The 25,029-nt window shown below is 60.4% G+C and carries 20 protein-coding genes and 1 pseudogene; 6 read left to right on the forward strand and 15 right to left on the reverse strand.

Going from position 1 to position 25,029, the window contains the following annotated elements:
• Positions 1 to 3: 3 nt before the first annotated feature.
• From JIO00_RS22430 to zwf, 3 genes are read right to left on the reverse strand one after another with little or no spacing between them, the layout of a single operon-like run.
• A complete protein-coding gene (locus JIO00_RS22430) occupies positions 4 to 669 on the reverse strand; it encodes a bifunctional 4-hydroxy-2-oxoglutarate aldolase/2-dehydro-3-deoxy-phosphogluconate aldolase (RefSeq protein WP_010457374.1) in 666 nt (221 codons plus the stop codon).
• Between the two features lie 17 nt (positions 670 to 686).
• Positions 687 to 1,400 (reverse strand): 6-phosphogluconolactonase, encoded by a 714-nt coding sequence (gene pgl / locus JIO00_RS22435; protein WP_169858027.1) that lies wholly within the window; start codon positions 1,398 to 1,400, stop codon positions 687 to 689.
• The gene (zwf, locus tag JIO00_RS22440; protein WP_010457378.1) at positions 1,387 to 2,856 is read right to left on the reverse strand and encodes a glucose-6-phosphate dehydrogenase; all 1,470 of its coding nucleotides are present in this window, start codon (positions 2,854 to 2,856) and stop codon (positions 1,387 to 1,389) included. Before zwf ends, pgl begins: the two co-directional genes overlap by 14 nt.
• A gap of 239 nt (positions 2,857 to 3,095) precedes the next feature.
• On the opposite strand from zwf, the gene JIO00_RS22445 reads away from it, so the two are divergent.
• On the forward strand, positions 3,096 to 3,956 hold the full coding sequence (locus tag JIO00_RS22445; RefSeq protein WP_169858048.1) for a MurR/RpiR family transcriptional regulator: 861 nt from the start codon (positions 3,096 to 3,098) through the stop codon (positions 3,954 to 3,956).
• Between the two features lie 153 nt (positions 3,957 to 4,109).
• Here JIO00_RS22445 and JIO00_RS22450 read toward each other — a convergent pair whose 3' ends face one another.
• The 11 genes from JIO00_RS22450 to edd all read right to left on the reverse strand — a co-directional run bounded on the left by JIO00_RS22450 (position 4,110) and on the right by edd (position 17,702).
• The gene (locus JIO00_RS22450; RefSeq protein WP_010457382.1) at positions 4,110 to 4,964 is read right to left on the reverse strand and encodes a D-hexose-6-phosphate mutarotase; all 855 of its coding nucleotides are present in this window, start codon (positions 4,962 to 4,964) and stop codon (positions 4,110 to 4,112) included.
• 107 nt (positions 4,965 to 5,071) lie between these two features.
• Complete coding sequence (locus JIO00_RS22455; RefSeq protein WP_010457384.1) at positions 5,072 to 6,418, reverse strand: carbohydrate porin; 1,347 nt, start codon at positions 6,416 to 6,418, stop codon at positions 5,072 to 5,074.
• A gap of 172 nt (positions 6,419 to 6,590) precedes the next feature.
• Positions 6,591 to 7,751, reverse strand: a complete 1,161-nt coding sequence (locus JIO00_RS22460) for an ABC transporter ATP-binding protein (RefSeq protein WP_010457386.1) — start codon at positions 7,749 to 7,751, stop codon at positions 6,591 to 6,593.
• A gap of 2 nt (positions 7,752 to 7,753) precedes the next feature.
• Positions 7,754 to 8,599 (reverse strand): carbohydrate ABC transporter permease, encoded by an 846-nt coding sequence (locus tag JIO00_RS22465; RefSeq protein WP_077748691.1) that lies wholly within the window; start codon positions 8,597 to 8,599, stop codon positions 7,754 to 7,756.
• Complete coding sequence (locus JIO00_RS22470; RefSeq protein ID WP_010457390.1) at positions 8,592 to 9,500, reverse strand: carbohydrate ABC transporter permease; 909 nt, start codon at positions 9,498 to 9,500, stop codon at positions 8,592 to 8,594. The genes JIO00_RS22465 and JIO00_RS22470 overlap by 8 nt, the downstream gene beginning before the upstream one ends.
• 148 nt (positions 9,501 to 9,648) lie before the next feature.
• Positions 9,649 to 10,950, reverse strand: a complete 1,302-nt coding sequence (locus JIO00_RS22475) for an ABC transporter substrate-binding protein (protein WP_010457391.1) — start codon at positions 10,948 to 10,950, stop codon at positions 9,649 to 9,651.
• 117 nt (positions 10,951 to 11,067) lie between these two features.
• The gene (locus JIO00_RS22480; protein ID WP_200666865.1) at positions 11,068 to 12,327 is read right to left on the reverse strand and encodes a D-mannose isomerase; all 1,260 of its coding nucleotides are present in this window, start codon (positions 12,325 to 12,327) and stop codon (positions 11,068 to 11,070) included.
• A gap of 227 nt (positions 12,328 to 12,554) precedes the next feature.
• Positions 12,555 to 14,024: an ATP-binding protein gene (locus tag JIO00_RS22485; protein ID WP_042932631.1), complete on the reverse strand. Its 1,470-nt coding sequence runs from the start codon at positions 14,022 to 14,024 to the stop codon at positions 12,555 to 12,557.
• Entirely contained in the window at positions 14,014 to 14,745 is a 732-nt protein-coding gene (locus JIO00_RS22490) for a response regulator (RefSeq protein ID WP_010457397.1), read from the reverse strand. The genes JIO00_RS22485 and JIO00_RS22490 overlap by 11 nt, the downstream gene beginning before the upstream one ends.
• A 183-nt stretch (positions 14,746 to 14,928) precedes the next feature.
• A complete protein-coding gene (locus JIO00_RS22495; protein WP_077748693.1) occupies positions 14,929 to 15,879 on the reverse strand; it encodes a glucokinase in 951 nt (316 codons plus the stop codon).
• The gene (gene edd, locus JIO00_RS22500; protein ID WP_010457401.1) at positions 15,876 to 17,702 is read right to left on the reverse strand and encodes a phosphogluconate dehydratase; all 1,827 of its coding nucleotides are present in this window, start codon (positions 17,700 to 17,702) and stop codon (positions 15,876 to 15,878) included. Before edd ends, JIO00_RS22495 begins: the two co-directional genes overlap by 4 nt.
• Before the next feature lie 220 nt (positions 17,703 to 17,922).
• On the opposite strand from edd, the gene gap reads away from it, so the two are divergent.
• The 5 genes and pseudogenes from gap (at position 17,923) to JIO00_RS22520 (ending at position 23,325) form a co-directional block, all read left to right on the forward strand.
• Complete coding sequence (gap, locus tag JIO00_RS22505; protein ID WP_077748694.1) at positions 17,923 to 18,924, forward strand: type I glyceraldehyde-3-phosphate dehydrogenase; 1,002 nt, start codon at positions 17,923 to 17,925, stop codon at positions 18,922 to 18,924.
• 15 nt (positions 18,925 to 18,939) lie between these two features.
• Positions 18,940 to 19,404, forward strand: coding sequence for a methylglyoxal synthase (locus tag JIO00_RS22510; RefSeq protein WP_200666866.1), 465 nt, complete (start codon positions 18,940 to 18,942; stop codon positions 19,402 to 19,404).
• A 560-nt stretch (positions 19,405 to 19,964) separates the two neighbouring features.
• Positions 19,965 to 20,972 (forward strand): annotated as a pseudogene (locus tag JIO00_RS30225) (PDC sensor domain-containing protein); the annotation flags it as partial.
• Positions 20,973 to 21,074: 102 nt separating this feature from the next.
• On the forward strand, positions 21,075 to 21,830 hold the full coding sequence (locus JIO00_RS30230; RefSeq protein WP_370654441.1) for a methyl-accepting chemotaxis protein: 756 nt from the start codon (positions 21,075 to 21,077) through the stop codon (positions 21,828 to 21,830).
• A gap of 163 nt (positions 21,831 to 21,993) precedes the next feature.
• Positions 21,994 to 23,325 (forward strand): CoA transferase, encoded by a 1,332-nt coding sequence (locus tag JIO00_RS22520; protein ID WP_200666868.1) that lies wholly within the window; start codon positions 21,994 to 21,996, stop codon positions 23,323 to 23,325.
• A 128-nt stretch (positions 23,326 to 23,453) separates the two neighbouring features.
• Here JIO00_RS22520 and arcD read toward each other — a convergent pair whose 3' ends face one another.
• On the reverse strand, positions 23,454 to 24,881 hold the full coding sequence (arcD, locus tag JIO00_RS22525) for an arginine-ornithine antiporter (protein ID WP_077748698.1): 1,428 nt from the start codon (positions 24,879 to 24,881) through the stop codon (positions 23,454 to 23,456).
• Between the last annotated feature and the right edge of the window lie 148 nt (positions 24,882 to 25,029).

Genomic DNA, 25,029 nt, shown 5'->3' on the forward strand with positions numbered 1-25,029 from the left:
CGATCAGTCCAGCAGCGCCAAGGCCTCGGCGGTGCATTCCTGAATGCGGGCCCAGTCGCCGTTCTTGATCCACTCGGGATCCAGCATCCAGCTACCGCCCACGCACATCACGTTTTTCAACGCCATGTAGCTCTTGATGTTGGCCGGGCTGACGCCGCCGGTCGGGCAGAATTTCACTTCACCGAACGGGCCGCCAAGGGCCTTGATGGCGGCAACGCCACCGCTGACTTCCGCCGGGAACAGCTTGAAGCGGCGATAACCCAGACCATAGCCTTCCATGATGCCGGAAGCGTTGCTGATGCCTGGCAACAGCGGGATCGGGCTATCGACGCTGGCTTCGAGCAGGTCACGGGTGATACCCGGGGTGACGATGAACTGCGAGCCGGCCGCTTCGGCAGCGGCGAGCATCGTGCGATCCAGCACAGTACCCGCACCGGTCACCAGCTCCGGACGCTGCTCACGCAGAATCTGGATGGCCTTGAGGCCGAACTGCGAACGCAGGGTCACTTCCAGGGCAGTCAGGCCACCGGCGGCCAGGGCATCGGCCAGCGGCAGGACGTCCTGTTCGCGGGCGATGGTGATCACCGGCAGGATCCGCGCCTTGGCGCAGAGGCTGTCGATCAGGGCAATTTTGTCCGCCATGGAAACGGTCGGGGATGTGATTGTCATAGCGGCTGATCCTTGGCTCATGGGCACCAGTAAATCTCTAACGTAGGTTGCAGAAACGCGCGAATCGGCATGGCGGCGACATCGTCACCGGCCAATGCGGCACTCAAAGTGGTCAGTTTGGACTGACCGGAAATCGATAGAACGGTGGTCTTGGCCGAGGCCAGCAGCGCGCGGCTCATGGTCAGTCGCTGATGCGGCACGGTCGGCGCCAGCATCGGATAGCACCGACGGGTGCCGTCGACTTTCAAGGCATCGATCAGGTTCGGGCTGTTGGGGAACAACGAAGCGGTGTGACCGTCATCGCCCATGCCGAGGATCAGCACGTCGATCGGCGGCAATTCGGCGAGCAAACGGTCGGCCTGCTCGGCGGCCAGCTCAAGGTTCGCGGTGGCGCTGTAGAGGCTCAGAAACTGAGCCTTGGCTGCCGGGCCTTGCAACAGGTAACGCTTGAGCAGACCGGCATTGCTGTCGGCATGCTCGACCGGCACCCAACGCTCGTCGGCCAGGGTGACGACCACCTTGGACCAGTCGAGTTTCTGCTTCGCCAGGTTCTGGAAGAACGCCACCGGGCTGCGGCCACCGGACACCACCAGCGTCGCGCTGCCGCGAGCGTCGATGGCATCACTCAGTTGCTTGGCCACAATCAGCGCCAGACCATCGGCCAGCAACACCGGGCTTTTGAACTCATGGGCGCTGACGCCCTGAGGCAGTTTCAATTCAGATATCGCCATACCACGACCTCCCATCCCGCGTGATCAGAGCAATGGAGCTCATCGGTCCCCAGGACCCGGCCGCATACGGCTTGGGCGCATCACCGGATTTTTTCCACCCGGCGATCAACTGGTCACACCACTTCCACGCGGCTTCGATTTCATCTTTACGGACAAACAGGTTCTGATTGCCGCGCATCACTTCCAGCAACAACCGCTCGTAGGCATCGGGAATCCGTGCGCTGCGATAAGTGTCGGAAAAATTCAGCTGCAACGGACCGCTGCGCAACTGCATACCCTTGTCCAGGCCTTGTTCTTTGGTCATCACACGCAAGGAAATGCCTTCATCCGGTTGCAGGCGGATAATCAGCTTGTTGCTGATTTGCAGGCGCTGCTCGGGGGCGAAGATGTAGTGCGACGGTTCCTTGAAGTGGATGACGATCTGCGACAGCTTCTGCGGCATGCGCTTGCCGGTGCGCAGGTAAAACGGCACGCCGGCCCAGCGCCAGTTGCGGATGTCCGCACGCAGGGCGACGAAGGTTTCGGTGTCGCTCTGGGTGTTCGAATTCGGTTCTTCCAGATACCCCGGAACCGGTTTGCCTTCGCTGTACCCGGCGATGTACTGGCCGCGCACCACTTGTGTAGTCAGGCCTTCCGGGCTGATAGGCGCCAGGGCCTTGAGCACTTTGACTTTCTCGTCACGGATGCTGTCGGCGGACAGGTCGGCCGGCGGGTCCATGGCGATCAGGCAGAGCAGTTGCAGCAGGTGATTCTGAATCATGTCCCGCAGCTGACCAGCCTTGTCGAAGTAACCCCAGCGGCCTTCGATGCCGACCTTCTCGGCCACGGTGATTTCCACGTGGGAGATATAATTCTGGTTCCACTGGGTTTCGAACAGGCTGTTGGCGAAACGCAGGGCGATCAGGTTTTGTACGGTCTCTTTGCCCAGGTAGTGGTCGATGCGGTAGGTGCGGTTCTCAGGGAAGAACTGCGCCACGGCGTCGTTGACCTTGCGCGAGGATTCCAGGTCCGAACCGATGGGTTTTTCCAGCACCACGCGGGTGTTTTCGGTCAGGCCGACCTTCGACAGGTTCTCGCAGATCGCACCGTAAACGGCGGCCGGCGTGGCGAAGTAGGCAATCACACGCTGGGCGCTGCCGGCCATTTCGGCCAGGGCGACGTAATCGTCGGCCTTGAGGAAGTCGACATGCAGGTAGCTCAAACGGGCCAGGAAGCGTTCGACCACAGCTTCGTCCAGCTCTTTGGCACCTACATAACGGCGCAGTTCGGAGGCGATGAACGCCAGGTGTTCCTGTTCGCTGCCTGGCTCACGGGCCAGCGCGATAATCCGCGTTTCCTCGTGCAGCAGGCCTGCGCCATCGAGTTGATAAAGGGCAGGAAACAGTTTGCGCAGGGCCAAGTCACCGAGGGCGCCGAACAAGGCAAAGGTGCACGGTTCAACCGTAATCGAAGGCATGATGTTTGTTCTTTTATCAAGTTAAGCTACAAATACCTTTTTTCAAGGCATCACTCAAGGGAAAATGTAGTAATAACCACAACATTTTCGCAAAATACAGATTCCGAGTGGTGGTCGGTCGGAGCCATCAGTAGGATAGGCCACCGTGACGGGCCCGATCAAAGTCCCAATTTGCATAGCCGGGGCCCTTATTTGCATTGCTCTCTTGTTTGCGGAGCTAAGGAACATATATGGACCGCGTGCGAAATTTACTGGAACAGATCCAGAATCGCCTTGAAGACCTGAACAAGGCGGAACGCAAAGTCGCCGAAGTGATCCTGCTCAACCCTGAGCTGGCCACCCGGTTCAGCATTGCCGCGCTCGCCCAGGCCTCGAAGGTCAGCGAGCCGACGGTCAACCGTTTCTGCCGTTCGTTCGGCGTCAGTGGCTACCCGGAGCTCAAGCTTCAACTGGCCCAAAGCCTGGCCAGCGGCGCGGCGTATGTCAGCCGTGCAGTCGAGGCCGATGACAATCCCGAGGCGTACACCAAGAAGATTTTCGGCAGCGCCATTGCGTCGCTGGACAGCGCCTTGCAGGCACTGGACCCGAACCTGATCAGCCGCGCCGTCGACCTGTTGATCCAGGCCCGGCAGATCCACTTCTTCGGCCTTGGCGCCTCGGCCCCGGTGGCTCTGGACGCGCAGCACAAGTTCTTCCGCTTCAACCTGGCGGTCACCGCCCATGCCGACGTGCTGATGCAGCGCATGATTGCGTCGGTGGCGCATACCGGCGAGTTGTTCGTGATCATTTCCTACACCGGCCGCACCCGCGAACTGGTGGAAGTGGCGCGTATCGCCCGGGAGAACGGCGCTTCAGTGCTGGGGCTGACGGCCGAGGGGTCGCCTTTGGCCAAGGCCAGCACCTTGAGCCTGAACATTCCGTTGCCGGAAGACACCGACATCTATATGCCGATGACGTCGCGGATCATCCAGCTGACCGTGCTGGATGTGCTGGCCACCGGCATGACCTTGCGCCGTGGCGTGGACTTCCAGCCGCATTTGCGCAAGATCAAAGAGAGCCTCAATGCCAGTCGGTATCCGGTTGGGGATGAGTTTAACTAGGTCAATATCTTCATTGCCTGTCCTGGCCTCATCGCGAGCAGGCTCGCTCCCACATTAGATCTTCGGTGGACACTGTATTTGTATTCAAAGCAGGTCCACTGTGGGAGCGAGCCTGCTCGCGAAAGGGCCAGCCCAGGCGCAAAGATTCTGGAACTAAACCCCCACCCGCGCCTGCAAACTCAAATGCGCTTTCTGCCCCGGCGCCAGGCTCAAACTGTCGGTCCCGCCACTCGCCGCCTCGACACACACAAATTCTGAAATCTCGTTCCAGCTCACCCCCAGCAACGGTCGCGCCCCCGGATGCCAGACCACCGTGTCCGCATGGTCGCCGGTGTCGATGCACAACTCGCGCTGCCAGGCGTGGTCCTTGAGCTGCAATTCACCGTCATGCTGGAACACCCGCTGACACCCACCGTCGACTCTCAACTCGCCTTCCTGCTGGCAAACCTGGCGGTTCAACTGGTCGTAACCGTGGGCGCCATCGAGTCCGGACAGCGCTATCTCACCGACATCACCAATACGCCAATAGGCATGCAAGGCCTGGCTCAATTGGCACGGCAGGCTGTCCTGATGCTCGGTGCTCAGGCGCAGATCCATGCGTTCACCCAAGTGTGCGTGCAGGTCCACTTGCCAGTCACACAGCTGAAGTTGCCAATGCAGGCGCACGCCATCGTCGTCATGGCTGCTGTCGAGCAGTTTCCAGTCGATCAACCGTGCCCAGCCATGGGAAGGCCAGGCGTTTTCGCTTGGATGACGGCCATACCACGGCCAGCATACCGGCACACCGCCACGAATCGCGCCGACTTGTGGCCACTTCGCCGCGCACCAGAGCCAGGGCTTCTGGCCCTTTGGCTGGAAGTGCAGCAACTGCGCGCCCTGCCGGCTGAACACCGCCTGACACAGCGGGTGATCGATCACCAGCACATCGCGCTTCTGATAGCGCTCCCACGCAAACACCGGACGTTCGCGCAAGGATTTGAAGAAGCGTTGTAGCGGATGCTCATGCATGTGCCACGGTCCTGAAAATCATCCGGGGTGCGCCGCCCCAAAAAAAAGCGGACAGCCAAGGCTGTCCGCAAAAATGCGCACATAGAGAGGAGCTTATCGCAACAGCGTTAGAACACCGACTGAATTTTCAGGCCGGCCACCAGCGCGTTGTCGACTTCATCCACACCGCCCGGGTGAGTGATGTATTGCAGGTTAGGACGCACGGTCAGCCAGTTGGTGACGTGGAAACCGTAGTTGATCTCGTAGTTGTACTCAGTGTTACGCAGCGGCGCGAACAGCGGGTCCTGATAGTCAGTGACATTGTTGGAGGCGTTGACCAACTCTGAGTTTTTCTTAACGTCATCGTTGACATGGATACGGGCGGCACCGATACCGAAGTCATCCTTCGGCCGTGCATCGAACGGGCCTTTGTACACCAGCATCAGCGACTGGTAGTTATCGACGAAGTTGGTGTCCTTGTCGTGGAAGGTAGCGTTGGCAGCAATGTTCAGACCGCGGGAAGCGTCACCGTTGTGGGTGGTGAGTTGTTGCTGCGCCACGAACCAGTAGCCGGACTTGCTGCTGTGGCTGCGATAGGCGTTACCGCTGGTTGCGGCGTCATTACCGTTGTCGTCTTCACGAACGTCATCGGCCTTGGCCGTGCTTTTGTAGTAACCGACACGGTATTCGCCCGGCAGGTTGCCAGGGTTAGGCAACCAGACCAGTTCGACTGGCAACACGGTGCCCTTGGTACCACTGCCGCTGAGTTTGAAGCCGTTACCGTGCTCCAGTTGCGACGGGTTCTGGTTGTACGCGCCGATCTGCGCATACCACTCAGGCGAGATGTTGTACTTCACGCGGACCGCAGCCTGCATGACCGGCCAGTTGTACCAGATGTTGGTCGCCCAGTTACCCGCTTGGGAACCGCAGAACGCCAGGTTCTGGAACTCGCACGGGAAGGTGTTGAAGTCTTCGCCTTCGCCGAAGTAACCGGCCTTGACGTCCAGTTTGCCATCGAGGAACTGGTGCTTGATCCACAGTTGGGTCAGGCGAACCATGTGGCCACGGCCGTAGACTTCCTGGGAGGAACTCAAGGTGCCGGCACGCGGATCGCCGACACGGTCATTGGAGATGTTCTCACCGTTACGGTTGGTGAGCTGGACCTTGGCCTGGGTGTTATCCCAGCCCCACAGCTTTTGCAGGTCCAGCGCCACGCCCAGGCCAAACTGGTCGGCGTAACGCGCGGTCTTGTCGTTGTTGTAGCCACCGTGAAGGTTGCCACCGACTTCACCGACGTAGTCCATCTTGATGTCGATGCCCCGCTCGATCAGCTTGGTCCGCTCGCCACCCCAATCGCCGGTCATCCATTCGGAATCGGCGCTGAACGCGTCAGCCGCGTGCACACTACCGGCCAGCATCATGGCCGCAACCGCGGACAACTGGCAGATAAGCTGAGCGTTGTTGTTCTTCTTCATCCCTACATCCTCGTTTTATTGTTATTAACTGTTTTTATTTAACGCGGTTACATCAGGTGCGGAGAGCGACAGGCCGCTCACCGCATATCCCCCCTGCAGGAGCCAGTTTTGCCGGCGAAGGCGACCCTGAAATCGCCTTCGTCGGCAAGCCTGGTTCCTACAGTTTTAATCTTCAGCGGCCTTTGAATTGGGCGACGTTGGCGCCGTGGCTCTCGGCTTTTGGTTGACCGGCCACCCCCAGGCGCTCCCCCGTCTTGGCATCGAACAACAGCACTTTCGATGGATCGAATTGCAGGGTCAGGGTCTCGCCCACGTTCGGCGCGACGTCCGGCGCCAGGCGGCAGCAGACTTTGGTGTCGTTGAGATTGACGAACACCAGGGTGTCGGGACCGGTCGGTTCGGTGACCTGGACTTCGGCGCGAATGGTCGGCAAACCGTTCGGCTCGCTGCCCGCCAGAACGATCTGCTCCGGGCGCAGGCCGAGGATCACTTCACGGTCTTCCAGACCGGCGTCCTGCATGCCCATCGGCAATTCGCAACGCGCCTGGCCGCTGTCGAGCAGCGCCACCAGACGACCGTCCTTGCGCTGCAAACGCAGCGGAATGAAGTTCATCGGCGGCGAGCCGATGAAGCTCGCCACGAACAGGTTGGCCGGGTTGTTGTAGATGTCCTTCGGCGTACCGAACTGCTGAATGATCCCGTCCTTCATCACCGCAACTTTGTCGCCCAGGGTCATCGCTTCGATCTGGTCGTGGGTCACGTAGACCGTGGTGGTTTTCAGGCGCTGGTGCATCAGTTTCATTTCAGTGCGCATCTCGACGCGCAGCTTGGCGTCGAGGTTGGACAGCGGTTCGTCGAACAGATAAATCTTCGGCCGACGCGCCAGGGCACGGCCCATGGCCACGCGCTGTTGCTGACCACCGGAGAGCTGACCGGGCTTGCGGTTGAGCAAGTGTTCGATCTGCAACAGCTTGGATACCCGCGCCACTTCCGCTTCGATGTCGGCGGCGGGCATTTTGCGGATCTTCAAGCCGAAAGCGATGTTCTCGCGCACGCTCATGGTCGGGTACAGCGCGTAGGACTGGAACACCATGGCGATGTCGCGGTCTTTCGGGCTCATGCCGCTGACGTCCTGATCACCGATCATGATCGCGCCGCCGGTGATGGTTTCCAGGCCGGCGATGCAATTCATCAGGGTCGATTTACCGCAACCCGAAGGTCCGACCAGGATCAGGAACTCACCGTCCTTGATCGACAGTTCGATGTTCTTGAGGGTGTCCGGCAGGCCGGGACCATAGGTCTTGTTTACATTGCGAAGTTCGAGCGTAGCCATGATTACCCCTTGACTGCGCCGGCCGTCAGCCCGCGCACGAAATACTTGCCTGCGACCACATAGACCAGCAGGGTCGGCAGCCCGGCGATCATCGCCGCCGCCATATCAACGTTGTATTCCTTGGCCCCGGTACTGGTGTTGACCAAGTTGTTCAACGCCACCGTAATGGGTTGCGAATCACCGCTGGAGAACACCACGCCGAACAGGAAGTCGTTCCAGATCTGGGTGAACTGCCAGATCAGGCAGACCATGATGATCGGGGTGGACATCGGCAGGATGATCAAGCGGAAGATGGTGAAGAAACCCGCGCCATCGAGCCGCGCCGCCTTCACCAGCGCATCGGGAACGCTGACGTAGTAGTTACGGAAGAACAGCGTGGTGAACGCCAGGCCGTAGACCACGTGCACGAACACCAGGCCGGTGGTGGTGCTGGCCAGGCCCATCTTGCCGAGGGTGAACGAGGCCGGCAGCAGGACGGTCTGGAACGGCAGGAAGCAACCGAACAGCAGCAGACCGAAGAACAGTTGCGAGCCACGAAAGCGCCACATCGACAGCACATAGCCGTTCAGTGCACCGATGGCGGTGGAGATCAGTACCGCCGGAACGGTGATCTTGATCGAGTTCCAGAAGTACCCGTCAACCGTGCCCCAGGCCTTGACCCAGCCAATGCCACTGACCACGGTCGGCCAGCTCAGCAGGTTGCCGGAGTTGATGTCTTCCGGCGTCTTGAAACTGGTCAACAGCATGACCACCAGCGGTATCAGGTAAAGGAATACCGCCAGGATCAGCACGCCGTAGATGGCGATGCGACTCAGGCTGATGGATGGTTTGGCAGCGAAATTAGTCATGACGCTTGGTCCTCAGCTCGGAGTACAGGTAAGGCACGATGATTGCGAGAATCGCACCGAGCATCAGAATCGCACTGGCCGAGCCCATGCCCATCTGGCCGCGACTGAAGGTGAAGGAATACATGAACATCGCAGGCAGGTCAGAGGAATAACCCGGGCCACCGGCAGTCATTGCCGCCACCAGGTCGAAACTCTTGATCGCGATGTGGGCCAGGATCATGACCGCGCTGAAGAACACCGGGCGCAGGCTCGGCAACACCACTTTCAGGTAAATGCGCGGCATGCTCGCGCCATCGATCTGGGCAGCACGGATGATCGATTGATCCACGCCACGCAGACCGGCGAGGAACATCGCCATGATGAAGCCCGAGGCTTGCCAGACCGCCGCGATCACCAGGCAATACACGACGCGATCCGGGTCGATCAGCCAGTCCAGGCGAAAGCCTTCCCAACCCCAGTCACGCAGCAATTTGTCCAGGCCCATGCCCGGGTTGAGCAGCCACTTCCAGGCGGTACCGGTGACGATCATCGAGAGCGCCATCGGGTACAGGTAAATGGTGCGAATGAAACCTTCGCGACGAATCCGCTGGTCAAGAAACACCGCCAGCAGCACACCGATCACCAAGGTGATGCCGATGAACATGCCGCCGAACACCGCCAGGTTCTTGCTCGCTACCCACCAACGGTCGTTGTCGAACAGCCGCTGGTACTGCGCCAGGCCCGCCCATTTGTAAGTCGGCAGGAAGGTCGATGTGGTGAACGACAGGATGAACGTCCACAGGATATAGCCATAGAAGCCCACCAGGACGATGAACATGCTCGGCGCCAGCACCAGTTTGGGGAGCCAGCGCTGCAATGCATCGAACGGCGAGGCCTTGCTGAACACAGCAACAGAACTCATGGGAAGATCCCGTACGAGAGAAAATTTACGTTGGAAATGCTGACCCTTGCAGGCGTGAGACTGCTTGCGATAGCTGAGTGTCAGACTCTGGATGTATCAACTGATACACCGCTATCGCGAGCAGGCTCGCTCCTACAGGGGCCAAGCATTACTTGGCAGCTTTGACGGCCGTGCCCAATTGCTTGGCGGCAGTCGCCGGATCGGCTTTCGGGTCGTTGATGAAGTTGGTCACCACATCAAAGAACGCGCCCTGTACCGCCAGCGTGGTCGCCATGTTGTGCGCCATGCTCGGCTGCAGGCCGCCGGACTTGGCGTCCACCAGGAAGTCCTTGGCAGCGGTCTGGGCGCAGGAGTCGAAACCGTACTTGCCCATGTCGTTCAGCATGTCGATTCGAACCGGGATCGAGCCCTTGTTGATGCTGAAGACTTTCTGGAAGTTCTCACCCAGCACGACCTTGGCAATGTCCTGTTGAGCAGCAGCAGTGCCTTTGTCTTTCTGCTTGAACACAGCCAGGGAGTCGATGTTGTAGGTGAACGCCTTGTCGGTGCCCGGGAACGCTACGCACTCGTAGTCCTTGCCGGCGACTTTCTTGGCGGCTGTCCACTCGCTCTTGGCCCAGTCGCCCATGATCTGCATACCGGCCTTGCCGTTGATGACCTTGGCCGCTTCCAGGTTCCAGTCCTGGCCTTTGCCGTCGGCGTCCATGTAGGTCGCGACTTTCTTCAGCTCGGTCAGCGCCTTGACCATTTCAGGACCGGTCAATGCTGCGTTGTCCAGGTCGACCAGGGCTTTCTTGTAGCCGTCGACGCCCATGACCGACAGGACCACCGCTTCGAACACGGTGCTGTCCTGCCAAGGCTGGCCGCCGTGGGCAAGCGCAATGAAGCCCGCTGCCTTGAGCTTGTCACCGGCTGCGTAGAATTCCTGAAGGGTGGTTGGCGCTTTTTCGATGCCGGCTTTCTTGAAGACTTCCGGGTTGATCCACAGCCAGTTGACGCGGTGAATGTTCACCGGCACGGCCACGTAGTCACCTTCGTACTTCACGGTATCGGAGACTTTCTTGTCGAGCAGACTGTCCCACTTCTCGGTTTTGGCCGCGTCTTTCAAGACGTCGGTGTCGAGCAGACCGGTAGACGCCCATTCCTGGATGTCCGGGCCTTTGATCTGTGCGACGCCCGGTGGGTTGCCTGCAACGGCGCGGCTCTTCAGCACGGTCATGGCGGTCGCACCGCCACCACCGGCAACGGCGCCGTCCTTCCAGGTGAAACCGTCTTTTTCGACTTGGGCCTTGAGGACATCAACGGCCGCTTTTTCGCCACCGGAGGTCCACCAGTGAACGACTTCTACCGAACCTTTGGAATCGGCGGCAAGCGCACTGACAGGGAATGCAGAGATAGGGAGCAATGAGGCAAGAGAAATGACAGTAGCGAGGCGAGAAATCGCATTCATCTAGAATTACCTTTCTTGTTGTTATGCATGCAAGTCTGGTGCTTGCGCTGCATAGGATTTTAAACAGGAGTTATCCCCTCGCAGGTAACGAAGGGACGCTTGAATGTCACCACATGGTTACACAGGAGCGCTCTGGGACAACTGCCCCAAGGCCTTGGCCATGCTCGGCGCCAGTGGCAGGCGCGGGATCAGGACGGCTTGCCAGGCGTGATACAGATCCGGTTTACCGGCCCAGATATCGGCACTTGGACGGTTTTGCGGGTCGAGCTCATGGTGCCAACTGCCATCGCAGCGGTCGATGAAATGACTGTCACAGAAATCCCAGAACAGCCGGTACCAGGTTTCGTATTGCGTATCCCCAGTGCGTTTAAGCAACGCGCTGGCGGCGGCACTGGCTTCGCAATGGGTCCAGTGCAAGCGATGGCGAACCACCGCGCGATTGTCCCAGTCGAGGGTGTAGACAATCCCGGGCAGCCCGTCGACATCCCAGCCGTGACGGCAGTTGTGATCGAAGAGTTTTTGCGCGTCGGTGGCCAGCCAACCCGGCGTGAGCATGCCGGCTTGCACGCGTGCCGCTTCGAGGTGCAGCAACAGCCGCGCCCATTCGAAACCGTGGCCCGGCGTGGTGCCGTAAGGGCGGAAACCGTCGGCCGGGTTGTCGTGGTTGTACTCGCGCAGCGGCTGCCAATCGCGATCGAAATGCTCGACCACCAGGTAGTCGTTGGCAGCGGCATGACCATGAATGACGCGCTCGACGATGCGCTGAGCGCGGACCAGCCAGCGGTGGTCGTCGGTGACATCGGCCAGGGCGAGAAAGGCTTCGGTGGCGTGCATGTTGCTGTTGGCGCCGCGGTAGGCTTCTTCTCCGCTCCAGTCGCGAGCAAAGGATTCGCGCATCGCACCCTCCTCCTCGCTCCAGAAATGCGTGTCGATGATGTTGATCGCATCGTCGAGCAACGCCTGTGCACCGGGGCGCTGGGCGACGACCGCCGAACTGGCCGCGAGGGCCACGAAGGCATGCAGGTAAGCGGCCTTGCCGGTGTTGTCATCGTGATGATGGGCAGCGGCAAACCAGCCGCCGTGTTCGGCATCACGCAACGGGCCGCTGAGCGCCTGAATGCCGTGATCGACCAGCTCGGCAAACCCTGGCAAACCCTGAATATGCGCCATGGCGAAGCTGTGGGTCATGCGGGCGGTGTTCATGGTTTCGGCGTGGGCGTTGGCCGGGAGACGGCCCTTTTCATCGAGATTGCCGAAGCCTTCGGCAAGCTTTGAAGCCTTGGCAAATGCCAACAGGCGCAGGCCTTCGGCCGCGAGCCATTGCTGATGGGCAGGTGCGTTGAGCCAACTGCTGAATGCAGGTTGGAAGGTGTCCATGGGGTGCCTTTTTTGTTGTTTTGACTGAGGGCAGTCTAAACAACGGGCGGGGGCGGGCTTGTAACGAAGGGGGCGAGTTATGTCACCGGTTTGTGACATTTAGCTTGAGAGATTTGTTTAATGGTCTGACGCCTTCGCGAGCAGGCTCGCTCCCACATGGGTTCTGCGGTGCACACAAATTCCCTGTGGGAGCGAGCCTGCTCGCGAAGAACGATAACGCGGTCAATCTAGTCAACACTGCGCGGCAACTGCAACGTCACCCGCAACCCGCCTTCACGCAGGTTTTGCAGGCTGACTTCACCGCCATGGCTATGGGCAATGTTGCGCGCAATCCCCAACCCCAAGCCATATCCCTGCTGCTGCCCGGCCAACCGGAAGTGCGGTTCGAACACCTGCTCCATCCGTTGCTCCGGCACGCCTGGCCCTTCGTCATCGACATGCAGGATGAAGGCGCTCTCGTCGTCATCGATATGCAAATGCGCGTTCTGCCCATACTTCAATGCGTTGTCGATCAGGTTGCCGATGCAGCGCTTGAGCGCCAGCGGTTTGCCCGGGTACGCCGCCAGCGCCCGGCCCTGCTGGGTGACGCGACCATTGCCGTTGGGCGCCAGGTACGGTTCCACCAGACAATCAAGCACATGGTTCAGATCCACCGGCTCGATGTTTTCGTGAATATCGGTGTCTTTCACGCATTGCAGCGCGCCCTTGACCAGCAATTCCAGCTCATCCAGATCGCGGCCGAACTTGGCTTGCAGCTGTTCGTCTTCAAGCAATTCGACCCGCAGCCTTAACCGGGTAATCGGCGTGCGCAGGTCATGGGAAATCGCGCTGAACAACTGGCTGCGCTCGGTCAGGTAACGGCTGATACGCTCGCGCATCGCATTGAAAGCGCGGCCCACTTCGACCACTTCACTGCCGCCGCCTTCGGCCACCGGTTCGACTTCGGCACCGAGGGACATGTCCCGCGCCGCCCGCGCCAGGCGTTTGAGCGGACGACTCTGCCAGTGCACCAACAGGCCGATGAACAACAGCAAAAAGCCACTGGTGAGCACGATGAACCAGACCTGCTGCGCCGGCAGGCCCTGTTCTTCAAGGCTGGTGTAGGGCTCGGGCAACAGCGAGGCGATGTACAGCCACTCGCCCGGCGCCATCTGGATTTGCGTGACCAGCACCGGCGGGTTCACCGGTTCCAGCGTCAGCGCGTAATGCGCCCATGAGCGCGGCAACTCATCGAGTTTCAGCCCGCTGTTGAAGATCCGCAGGTCTTCGGGGCTGACGAAGGTCACCGAGATATCCGTGTCTTGGCCGAGGGACTCGCGCAACACCTGATCCACCGCCTTGAGCACGGCTTCCTTGCGCGGGGTGATCGGCAACACTTCCATGCCCAGCGGCTTGTCGTTGAGGGTCACCACGAAACGGGTGCCGCCCATGCTGCGCAATTGGTCGAGCACCAAGGGACGAAACGCCACCGGCAGCGAACGAAAATAACTGACGCTGGCCGTCATCGAATGGGCCAGGCTGCGGGCACTGGTGACCAGGCCTTCAAGTTGGGTGGCACGCAGTTGCGACACCCAGATCACGCTCGACAAGGTCTGCGCGAACAACACCGCCAACAGGGTCAGCAGCAACATGCGCCCGAGCAGCGAACGCGGCATCGGCACGCGGGCGGCGAGCTTGCGCAACCACTCAGTGGCCATTGCTGGCAACCACATTGGCGGCCAGTTGGTAGCCGCTGCCACGCACGGTACGGATCAATCGCGGCGGTTTTTCGGTATCACGCAGGCGCTGACGCAAACGGCTGACCGCCATGTCGACGATACGATCCAGCGGCATCAGATCGCGACCACGGGTGGCGTTGCCGATGGTGTCGCGGTCGAGGATTTCCTGCGGATGATCGAGGAACAGTTTCAGCAGCGCAAAATCGGCGCCGGAGAGAATCACTTCTTCGCCGTCAATGTGGAACAGCCGGTGGCTGACCATGTCCAGCCGCCAGTCGTCGAACGCCAGCACTTCACCGCCGGAACGCTCCTGACCGAACTGCGCGCGGCGCAACAAGGCCTTGATGCGCGCCTGCAATTCACGGGGGCTGAACGGTTTACCGAGGTAGTCGTCGGCGCCCAGTTCCAGGCCAATGACGCGGTCGGCCTCGTCGGAGCTGGCGGTGAGCATGATGATCGGCACCTGCGCCTGACGCGGGTGTTGGCGGATCCAGCGGCAAAGGCTGAAACCGTCTTCGTCGGGCAGCATCACGTCGAGGATCACCAGATCGCTCGGCGCTTCGTTCATCGCTTGGCGAAAGCCCGCGCCATCGGGCGTGGTGCGGACCTGGAAACCGGCGCGGGTCAGGTAGGTGTCCAGCAACTCGCGTATCTCTTGATCATCATCGACCAACAAAATCGACTTGTTGACTGAGCTCACGGGGCGGCGTCCTTGTTGTTTGAATTGGGCGGATTATGCCTGATCGCGGGTAAATCGTTGGTGCCTGTACGGACGCCTTCGCGGGCAAGCCTCGCTCCTGCAAGGTCAGAGCCGTTCGCGAATTCCGTGAACGACATAAAACCTGTAGGAGCGAGGCTTGCCCGCGAAGGGCGCGACTCGGTGTTAGGCCTGATCGAGCGCCACACCCGCACCCATCAACCCGGAATACGGCGCCGTCACCAGCCACACCGGGATGCCTTTGAAGTAATCGCTCATGCAGCCCTTGTCGGCGAAGCACCGGGCAAAGCCGCTTTCAACGAAGAAATCGGCAAACCGCGGAATCACTCCGCCGACGATATACACGCCACCGCGAGCTCCCGTGGTCAGCACGTTGTTGCCGGCGACACGACCGAGCCAGCAGCAGAACTGCTCCAGCACTTCCAGCGCAATCGGGTCACCCGCCAGACCGGCAGCGGTTATCGATTCCGGAGTATCGAGCACCGGCTCATGACCGTCCACCGCACAAATCGCCCGGTAGACCCGCGGCAAACCGCTGCCGCTCAAGGCCGTTTCAGCGCTGACATGCCCGATCTCATTGAAGATGTGTTGCCACAGTTGGGTTTCACGCAGACTGCTCAAGGGCAGATCGACGTGACCGCCCTCCCCTGGCAAGGCGGCAAAACGGCCTTCACCCAGGTCCAGCAAGGTGCCGACACCCAGCCCCGTGCCCGGACCGATCACCACGGCAGGCCGCAGCGGCTCAGGCGTGCCTTCGCAGACCACCCGAAACTCACCCGGCTGCAAACGGGTCATGCCCAGCGCCATCGCCGAAAAATCATTGACCAGCAACAACTGATCGACCTGCAATGCCTTGCAAAAATCTTTGCGACTGAGCCGCCAGTGATTATTGGTGAACTTGAATTCATCACCGCTCACCGGACCGGCCACCGACAGGCATACCGAGCCGATCGAACCCGGCGCCAGGCCAAGCCCGCCCAGATAGAGGGAAATCGCCTCTTCCGGGCTGGCGTGGTCGGCCGTTGCCAGCACCTGGATCGCTTCCAGTTGCTGGTTTTTCCACAACGCGAAACGTGCGTTGGTCCCACCGATGTCACCGACCAAAGCCAGTTTCAATTAAGCGTCTCCAGGGCAGAAGTAAAGGCGCTGGCGCCCTGCTCTGCGGAGCTGAAGGCCATGCGCATGAAACCAAACAGTTCGCGACCGCTGCCAATGTTGTTGCCCAACAGGCCCTTGGCCGGGGTGCGCGCTGCAAATTCTTCGGCGTCCACCTTAAGCTCCAGGGTGCCTTTGACGCCATCGACGCGGATGATATCGCCCTCTTGCACCCGCGCAAGAGCACCGCCGACATAAGCTTCGGGACTGACATGAATCGCTGCCGGGATTTTCCCCGACGCGCCGGACATGCGCCCGTCGGTCACCAGCGCGACTTTGAAGCCGCGATCCTGCAGCACGCCGAGGAACGGCGTCATTTTGTGCAGCTCCGGCATGCCATTGGAGCGCGGGCCCTGGAAGCGCATCACCGCGACAAAATCCTTCTCCAGCAAACCGGCCTTGAACGCGTCGGCCAGATCCTGCTGATCCTGGAACACCATGGCTGGCGCTTCGACGATCTGGTTTTCCAAGGCAACGGCGGAGACTTTCATCACGCCACGTCCGAGGTTGCCTTCCATCACCCGCAAGCCGCCCTCAGGCGAGAACGCACGCGCGACCGGGCGAAGAATGGTTTCGTCGAGGCTTTCGATCGGGCCTTCGCGCCAGACCAGTTCGCCGTTTTCGAGGAACGGCTCCATGGTGTAACGGCTCAAGCCGTGGCCCAGCACCGTGTTGACGTTTTCGTGCAGCAGCCCGGCTTCCAGCAGTTCGCGGATCAGGAATGACATGCCGCCCGCCGCCTGGAAATGGTTGATGTCGGCTTTGCCGTTCGGGTAGACGTGGCTCAGGGTCGGCACGACTTCGGAGAGGTCGGCCATGTCCTGCCAGGTCAGTTGAATGCCGGCCGCCATGGCGATGGCGGGCATGTGCAAGGTGTGGTTGGTCGATCCGCCGGTGGCGTGCAGCGCCACGATGGAGTTGACCAGCGAACGCTCGTCGACGATTTCGCCGATCGGCATGAAGTCACCGTTCTGCTTGGTCAGACGCGTCACCTGATGCGCCGCTTCGCGGGTCAGGGCATCGCGCAACGGGGTGTTCGGGTTGACGAACGAGGCGCCCGGCAAGTGCAGGCCCATGACTTCCATCAGCAACTGGTTGGTGTTGGCGGTGCCGTAAAAAGTGCAGGTACCCGGGCTGTGGTAGGACTTCATTTCCGATTCCAGCAGCTCTTCGCGACTGGCCTTGCCTTCGGCATAACGCTGACGCACGTCGGCTTTCTGCTTGTTGGAAATGCCCGACACCATCGGCCCGCCCGGGACGAAGATCGTCGGCAGATGACCGAAACGCAGTGCGCCCATCATCAGGCCCGGGACGATCTTGTCGCAGATGCCGAGCATCAGCGCGCCATCGAACATGTTGTGGGACAGCGCCACGGCGGTGGACAGCGCAATCACCTCACGGCTCGGCAGGCTCAGCTCCATGCCCGGCTCGCCTTGGGTCACGCCATCGCACATGGCCGGGGTGCCGCCGGCGAACTGGCCGACAGAGCCGATCTCGCGCAGGGCTTTTTTGATCTGTTCAGGAAAGACTTCGTAAGGCTGATGCGCCGAGAGCATGTCGTTATATGACGAAACAATCGCAATGTTGGCGGAGTTCATCATCCGCAGACTGTGCTTGTCTTCAGTGCCGCAACCGGCCACGCCGTGGGCGAAGTTGGCGCATTGCAGCTTGCCGCGCATCGGACCGTCGCTGGCTGCATCGCGAATAAGCGCAAGGTAAGCCTCACGGGTTGCGCGGCTACGGGCGATAAGCCGTTCGGTGACCTCAAGGACGCGGGGATGCATGTGTAGAACTCCAGGCTAACGGATGTGGCGACCTGATTGTCTATGCTGAGCAAGAGCCGGTGTCGATGGGATGACAGACGGTTTTCTTGATCGGTCGGACCAGTTGATTCAGGTCACTCGTTGTAGATTGAACAAAATATTGCCATTAAAAAGGCTTGTTTTCTATTTTTATGCGAATAATCTTGTAATTCCAACAACAAAACGACGGCGGCCCTGTTAAATGACTCTTCGAATCGCAATCAATGGTTTTGGCCGAATTGGCCGCAACGTCCTGCGCGCACTGTATACCCAAGGCTATCGCCAGGATCTGCAGATCGTTGCCATCAATGACCTTGGCGACAGCGCGATGAACGCTCATCTGCTCAAGTACGACACCGTTCACGGCACGTTCGACGCCGATGTCCAGCACGATCAGGAAAGCCTGACCGTCAACGGTGACCGTATTGCCGTCAGTGCCATCCGCAACCCGGCCGAGTTGCCTTGGGCCGCGGAAAAAATTGATGTGGTGTTCGAGTGCACCGGTCTGTTCACCGACCGTGCCAAAGCCGCCGCGCATATTACGGCCGGCGCGCGCAAAGTGATTATCTCGGCCCCGGCCAAAGGCGCCGACGCCACCGTTGTCTACGGGGTCAACCACGACATTCTGCGCCAATCGCACCAGATCATTTCCAACGCATCGTGCACCACCAACTGCCTGGCCCCGGTGGCGCAGGTGCTGCACCGCGAACTGGGCATCGAAAGCGGTCTGATGACCACGATCCACGCCTACACCAACGACCAGAACCTGACCGACGTCTACCACACCGACCCGTACCGCGCCCGTTCGGCCACCCAGAACATGATTCCGAGCAAGACCGGCGCCGCTGAAGCGGTCGGCCTGGTGCTTCCGGAACTGGCCGGCAAACTGACCGGCATGGCGGTACGTGTTCCGGTGATCAACGTGTCGCTGGTGGACCTGACCGTGCAACTCAAGCGTGAAGCATCGGCCGATGAAGTGAATGCATTGCTCAAAGAAGCCGCCCAGCACTCGAAGATTCTCGGCTACAACACCCTGCCGCTGGTCTCCAGCGACTTCAATCACAACCCGCTGTCGTCGATCTTCGACGCCAACCACACCAAGTCCAGCGGCAAGCTGCTCAAGGTACTGGCGTGGTACGACAACGAATGGGGCTTCTCCAACCGCATGCTCGATAACTGCCTGGCGCTGTGCAACGCTGAGTAACGGGGAGCTAAACCGATGATCGGTATCAGCTTCACGCAAAAGACCATGGCGGCGCGCAAGCGTATCGCCCTGGTTGCCCATGACCACTGCAAGGTGTTTTTGCTGGACTGGGCCGAGCGGCAGAAGGACAAGCTTGCGCAACATGAACTGGTCGCCACCGGCACCACCGGGCTGTTGTTGCAACAACGCCTGGACCTGCCGGTGGAAAGCATGATCAGCGGCCCCTTGGGCGGCGACCAGCAACTCGGTGCGCGCATTGCCGAGCAGCGGGTCGACATGCTGGTGTTTTTCTGGGACCCGTTCGAACCGCAACCCCATGACCCGGACATCAAGGCGTTGCTGCGGGTCGCGGCGGTCTGGAACATTCCGGTGGCGTGCAACGAATGCAGCGCCGACTACCTGCTCAGCAGCCCGATGATGGAGCAGGCTCACGCTCACCGCATCCCCGATTACGCAACCTATCTGTTGGGTCGCGCCTGAACCGCTTTCGGATCCATCACTGATCCCTTGAACGGATAATGGACATCATCGTCCGTTCAAGAAGGATCAGGTACGCCAGCCCCGGAATTTCCCCGCGATTTCCCCCGTTTTAAGCCCTGTTTTCGGCAGATTTTTCCGCGCAAACGTTCAACCCCTACCGTTCGTCGGGGCCACCATCATGCATCCTCGTCCCACGCCGATGTGCATTGAATGGCGCTGAATGGACTTGGCGAACCGGGTCGACATCGACCCACAGCCAACACTTCATCCCTTCGCGAGTTCGCCCTATGTTCGACTCTCTCTCTATCCGTCTGAAAATCGTCTTGCTGTCCGGCCTGTGCCTGCTTGGCGTGGTCGCGTTGATCGTTGGTATGAACTTCTACCAGACCAACCAGAACGATGAGCTGGTCAGCGCCTCCAGCCGCAAGATGCTCACCACCAGCGTGCAGGACCTGCTCCAGGCCAAGGCCGCCGAGCAAGCGGTGCGGGTGCAGAAGACATTCGGTGAAAGCCTGTTGGTGGTGACTGCCCTGGCCGATCAGATCAAGGACATGCGCGCCATGGCCGCCAAGCGTTCGCTTGAGGCCGGGGCCCTGCGTGAGGAGTTGAACCAGAGCCTGAAAACCGCGTTTGAGCGCAACAGCAAAGTGCTGGGGATCTGGCTGGCGTTCGAGCCCAACGGCCTGGACGGCAAGGACAGCGAGTTCGCCAACGATGCGGCCCGCCAGTCCAACGAATCCGGGCGTTTTGCCAGTTACTGGAGCCGTGCCGGCGGGGCCGGGATCAACACGATCATGGTCGAAGACGACATGACCAAAACCACCCTGAGCCTCAGCGGCACGCCGTACAACAGCTGGTACACCTGCCCTCGCGACAGCAAACGCACCTGCTTGCTGGACCCGTATGCCGACACCGTCGGCGGCAAGGAAATGCTGATGACCACCATTTCCGTCCCGCTGCTGGTGGACGGCAAGTCCATCGGCGTGGTCGGTGTCGACATCGCCCTCGACGCCCTGCAAGCGGCCGCGGTCGATTCCCAGCGTGACCTGTTCAACAGCGCCGGGCACATGCTGATTGTCTCCGGCAGCGGTGTATTGGCTGGTTACAGCGTCGATGCGAGCAAGGTCGGCAAAGGCATTGATGCGACCCTCGGCGCTGACGGCAAGGACATCCTGCAACTGCTCAGCGGCGGCACGCCGAAGATCCTCGAACAAGGCGATGTGATTCGTGCGGTGTACCCGGTGAGCCCGATCAGCGACTCCAAAGCCTGGGGCGTGGTGATTGACCTGCCCAAGCAAGTGCTGCTGGCCGATTCGGTCAAGCTGCAAGCGGTGCTCGATGACGCCCAGCAAAGCGGCACGATCAAAGCGGTGCTGGTGGCTGTCGCGGCAGGCCTGGTCGGTCTGTTGCTGATCTGGCTCACCGCGTCCGGCGTGACCCGGCCGATCAACAGCGTCGCCGAGATGCTCAAGGCGATTGCCAGCGGCGACGGCGACCTGACCCAACGCCTGCACTACAGCAAAAAAGATGAACTGGGCGAACTGGTCAGCTGGTTCAACCGCTTCCTCGACAAGCTGCAACCGACCATCGCGCAGATCAAACAAAGCATCACCGACGCTCGTGGCACCGCCGACCAATCCTCGGAAATCGCCCGTCAGACCAGCGAAGGCATGCAGGTGCAGTTCCGCGAAATCGACCAGGTCGCCACAGCGTCAAACGAAATGAGCGCCACCGCCCACGAAGTCGCCAACAGTGCGTCGAACGCGGCCAATGCGGCCAAAGGTGCGGATCAATCGGCGCGCGATGGCATGTCGATCATCGAGCGCAGCACCCGCGACATCAATCAACTGGCCGACGAAGTCAGCAAGGCTGTGACTGAAGTCGAGGCGCTGGCGGTGAACAGCGAGCAGATCGGTTCGGTGCTGGAAGTGATCCGCAGCATTGCCGAACAGACCAACTTGCTCGCCCTCAACGCGGCGATCGAAGCGGCCCGTGCCGGCGAAAGTGGTCGCGGGTTTGCCGTGGTGGCCGACGAAGTGCGCAACCTGGCCAAACGCACCCAGGACTCGGTGGAAGAAATCCGCGTCGTGATCGAGCGCATCCAGACCGGCACACGCGGCGTGGTGGCCACCATGCATTCGAGCCAGACCCAGGCCCACAGCAACGCCGGACAGATCCAGCAAGCGGTCCAGGCCTTGGGCAAAATCAGCGACGCGGTCACCGTGATCAGCGACATGAACCTGCAAATCGCCAGCGCCGCCGAACAGCAAAGCGCGGTGGCCGAAGAGGTCAACCGTAACGTCTCGGCGATCCGCACCGTCACCGAAACCCTGACCGGCCAGGCCACCGAATCGGCGCAGATCAGCAGCCAACTCAACTCGCTGACCACCCACCAGATGAAATTGATGGATCAGTTCCGGGTGTGACAGCCACAGCCCTGTAGGAGCGAGGCTTGCCCGCGAAGGGAGCGCTGCGGTTTTCAGATAGACCGCATTATCGTTCTTCGCGGGCAAGCCTCGCTCCTACAGGTTTCATCCGCTTCATCACCTGTTTGATCTATGCTCGGGCTCTCGTTCCGGAGGGCCTTCGATGACTGGTTTACTCACGTCCATTCAAGCCGCGCTTGGCTTGCCTCACACGCCAATTCCCTTTACGTCGAGCGGCGCCCTGCCCTCGGCGTTTGCCGTCACTGATCTGGCCTGTGCCAGCATCGCCGCCGCCGGTCAGGCAGTCAGCGAATTACTGCAACAACACACCGGTCGCTTGCCCAGCCTTGAAGTCGACCGCCGCCTGGCCTCTTTCTGGTTCGCCACCTCGATCCGCCCCGTGGGCTGGAGCGTTCCGCCGCTGTGGGACCCGGTGGCCGGTGACTACGCGACCCAGGACGGCTGGATCCGCTTGCACACCAACGCGCCGCATCACCGCGCCGCCGCCGAAAGCGTGCTCGGCACTTGTGCCGACCGTGCGGCGATGGCGAGCAAGGTTGCGCAATGGGCGAAAACCGATCTGGAACAGGCCGTGGTCGATGCCGGCGGCTGCGCCGCCGAGATGCGCAGCTGGGCACAATGGCAGGCGCATCCCCAAGGCTTGGCGGTGAACGCCGAGCCGTTGATTCAGTTCAGCGCCGGCAGCGGTCAACACGCGAAACCCTGGAAAGGTTCTGTGGCGCAACCGTTGGCAGGCATCAAGGTGCTGGACTTGACCCGCGTGTTGGCCGGCCCCGTCGCCAGTCGTTTTCTCGCCGGCCTCGGCGCCGATGTATTGCGCATCGACCCACCGACCTGGAACGAACCCGGCGTGGTGCCCGAAGTCACGCTGGGCAAACGCTGCGCACGGCTGGACCTGCACAACAACGACGATCGAGCGGTGTTCGAAAGCCTGCTCAAGGACGCCGATATCGTGCTCCACGGCTACCGCGCCGACGCACTGGAAAAGTTGGGTTACGGTGTCGCCGAGCGGGAAAAACTGGCGCCGGGCCTGATTGATGTGTGCCTCAACGCCTACGGTTGGAGCGGCCCGTGGCGCAACCGCCGTGGCTTCGACAGCCTGGTACAGATGAGCAGCGGCATTGCCGACGCGGGCTGGCAGTGGAAGAAAGCGGACAAACCGACGCCGCTGCCCGTTCAGGCGCTGGATCATGCGACCGGGTATTTGATGGCGGCTGCGGCGATCACGTTATTGGGACGGGGTGGGTCGGCCAGGTTGTCGTTGGCGCGAACGGCGAAATTGTTGATTGAAAACGGTGCCGGGACGGATGAGGCGCTGCGAGCTGAAGATGAAAATGATCAGGGGATGTTGATCGAGCAAACGCCTTGGGGGCCGGCACATCGGCTTCATGTGCCTTTGAAGATCACCGGCACACCGTTGCAGTGGACACTTCCGGCTTCGGAATTGGGTGCCCATCGCGCGCAGTGGTGGTGACTGTCAGATAGCTATCGCGAGCAGGCTCGCTCCCACATTGGATCTGCGTCGAACACAAAACCTGTGGGAGCGAGCTTGCTAGCGATGGGGCCAGAACACTCAATACAAAACCGGTGCCAGCCGCCACCTCACAACGACAGCAACCCGCTGTACAACCCATACGCCGCCAGCCCCGCCCCGCTGATGACGCAGGTAAAAATCCCTTTCTCGATATGGGTAAACAGCGGCTCGCCTTGCTCTCGCTTGGCCTTGGCAAACAAGATCACTCCCGGCGCATACAGCAACGCCGACAGCAGCAGATATTTCACCCCGCCCGCATACAACAACCACACTGCGTAACCCAGGGCGATGCCGCCGATCATCAGGTCCTTGGTCCGCTCGGCCGACGCGTGCTCGTAGGTTTCGCCGCGTCCGCTCAACAGCACCGCATACGCCGCCGACCACAGATACGGCACCAGGATCATCGACGACGCGAGGTAGATCAGGCTGGTGTAAGTGCCTGCCGAAAACAGCGTGATCAGCAGAAAAATCTGGATCATCACGTTGGTCAGCCACAGCGCATTGACCGGTACATGGTTGGCGTTTTCCTTGGTCAGAAAGGCCGGCATGGTCTTGTCTTTAGCCGTGGCGAAAAGGATTTCGGCGCAAAGCAGCGCCCAGGACAACAATGCACCCAACAGCGAAATCGCCAGGCCGATGCTGATCAGCAGCGCCCCCCAAGGACCGACAATGTGCTCCAGCACCGCCGCCAGTGACGGGTTTTGCAGGGTGGCCAATTCCGGCTGGCTCATGATCCCCAGGGATAACACGTTCACCAGCACCAATAACGCCAACACGCCGAGAAAACCGATCACCGTTGCCCGGCCGACGTCCGAGCGTTTCTCCGCCCTGGCCGAGTACACACTGGCGCCTTCAATGCCAATGAACACGAACACGGTGACCAGCATCATGTTGCGCACCTGCTCCATGACGCCGCCGAAATTCGGGTTGCTGCTTCCCCAGATATCGCGGGTGAAGACGTCCGCCTTGAAGGCCACGGCGGCGATGACGATGAACATGATCAGCGGCACGATCTTGGCCACGGTGGTCAGCTGGTTGATGAACGTCGCCTCCTTGATCCCGCGCAGCACCAGAAAATGCACGGCCCACAGCAGCACCGAGGCGCAACCGATGGCGATCGGCGTGTTGCCCTGGCCAAATACCGGAAAGAAATAACCGAGGGTGCTGAAAAGCAACACAAAATACCCGACGTTGCCCAGCCAGGCGCTGATCCAGTAACCCCAGGCGGATGAAAACCCCATGTAATCGCCGAACCCGGCCTTGGCGTAGGCGTACACCCCGGAATCCAGTTCGGGTTTGCGATTGGCCAGGGTCTGGAACACGAAGGCCAGGGTCAGCATGCCGACCGCAGTGATCGCCCAACCAATCAATATCGCCCCGGCATCGGCACGCGCCGCCATGTTTTGCGGCAAGGAAAAAATCCCGCCGCCGATCATAGAACCGACGACCAGGGCGATCAGCGCACTGAGGCGAAGCTTTTGCGTCGTTTGCACCATCTTGCGTCCCTTTTTTACGGCATGGCCATTGAGGCATAACTTTAACTAAATGGATAACGGGTTTAAGCGTTTATTAACTAACGGAAAATAACGCCTTCTATTTATAGCCGATAATTCTATGGGATCGGTGTGTAACAGTTTTGTATGT

The organism is Pseudomonas sp. SW-3 (genome assembly GCF_016615645.1).
Classification (GTDB): domain Bacteria; phylum Pseudomonadota; class Gammaproteobacteria; order Pseudomonadales; family Pseudomonadaceae; genus Aquipseudomonas; species Aquipseudomonas mandelii.

What these genes read in the sequence shown, in the direction of transcription:
- arcD (WP_077748698.1), bottom strand. Translation starts at nt 24,881, where the DNA reads ATGGTGCAAACGACGCAAAAGCTTCGCCTCAGTGCGCTGATCGCCCTG.
- JIO00_RS22520 (WP_200666868.1), top strand. Translation starts at nt 21,994, where the DNA reads ATGACTGGTTTACTCACGTCCATTCAAGCCGCGCTTGGCTTGCCTCAC.
- JIO00_RS22430 (WP_010457374.1), bottom strand. Translation starts at nt 669, where the DNA reads ATGACAATCACATCCCCGACCGTTTCCATGGCGGACAAAATTGCCCTG.
- pgl (WP_169858027.1), bottom strand. Translation starts at nt 1,400, where the DNA reads ATGGCGATATCTGAATTGAAACTGCCTCAGGGCGTCAGCGCCCATGAG.
- JIO00_RS22460 (WP_010457386.1), bottom strand. Translation starts at nt 7,751, where the DNA reads ATGGCTACGCTCGAACTTCGCAATGTAAACAAGACCTATGGTCCCGGC.
- gap (WP_077748694.1), top strand. Translation starts at nt 17,923, where the DNA reads ATGACTCTTCGAATCGCAATCAATGGTTTTGGCCGAATTGGCCGCAAC.
- JIO00_RS22480 (WP_200666865.1), bottom strand. Translation starts at nt 12,327, where the DNA reads ATGGACACCTTCCAACCTGCATTCAGCAGTTGGCTCAACGCACCTGCC.
- JIO00_RS22450 (WP_010457382.1), bottom strand. Translation starts at nt 4,964, where the DNA reads ATGCATGAGCATCCGCTACAACGCTTCTTCAAATCCTTGCGCGAACGT.
- JIO00_RS22465 (WP_077748691.1), bottom strand. Translation starts at nt 8,599, where the DNA reads ATGACTAATTTCGCTGCCAAACCATCCATCAGCCTGAGTCGCATCGCC.
- zwf (WP_010457378.1), bottom strand. Translation starts at nt 2,856, where the DNA reads ATGCCTTCGATTACGGTTGAACCGTGCACCTTTGCCTTGTTCGGCGCC.
- JIO00_RS30230 (WP_370654441.1), top strand. Translation starts at nt 21,075, where the DNA reads ATGCAGGTGCAGTTCCGCGAAATCGACCAGGTCGCCACAGCGTCAAAC.
- JIO00_RS22470 (WP_010457390.1), bottom strand. Translation starts at nt 9,500, where the DNA reads ATGAGTTCTGTTGCTGTGTTCAGCAAGGCCTCGCCGTTCGATGCATTG.
- edd (WP_010457401.1), bottom strand. Translation starts at nt 17,702, where the DNA reads ATGCATCCCCGCGTCCTTGAGGTCACCGAACGGCTTATCGCCCGTAGC.
- JIO00_RS22455 (WP_010457384.1), bottom strand. Translation starts at nt 6,418, where the DNA reads ATGAAGAAGAACAACAACGCTCAGCTTATCTGCCAGTTGTCCGCGGTT.
- JIO00_RS22485 (WP_042932631.1), bottom strand. Translation starts at nt 14,024, where the DNA reads ATGGCCACTGAGTGGTTGCGCAAGCTCGCCGCCCGCGTGCCGATGCCG.
- JIO00_RS22475 (WP_010457391.1), bottom strand. Translation starts at nt 10,950, where the DNA reads ATGAATGCGATTTCTCGCCTCGCTACTGTCATTTCTCTTGCCTCATTG.
- JIO00_RS22510 (WP_200666866.1), top strand. Translation starts at nt 18,940, where the DNA reads ATGATCGGTATCAGCTTCACGCAAAAGACCATGGCGGCGCGCAAGCGT.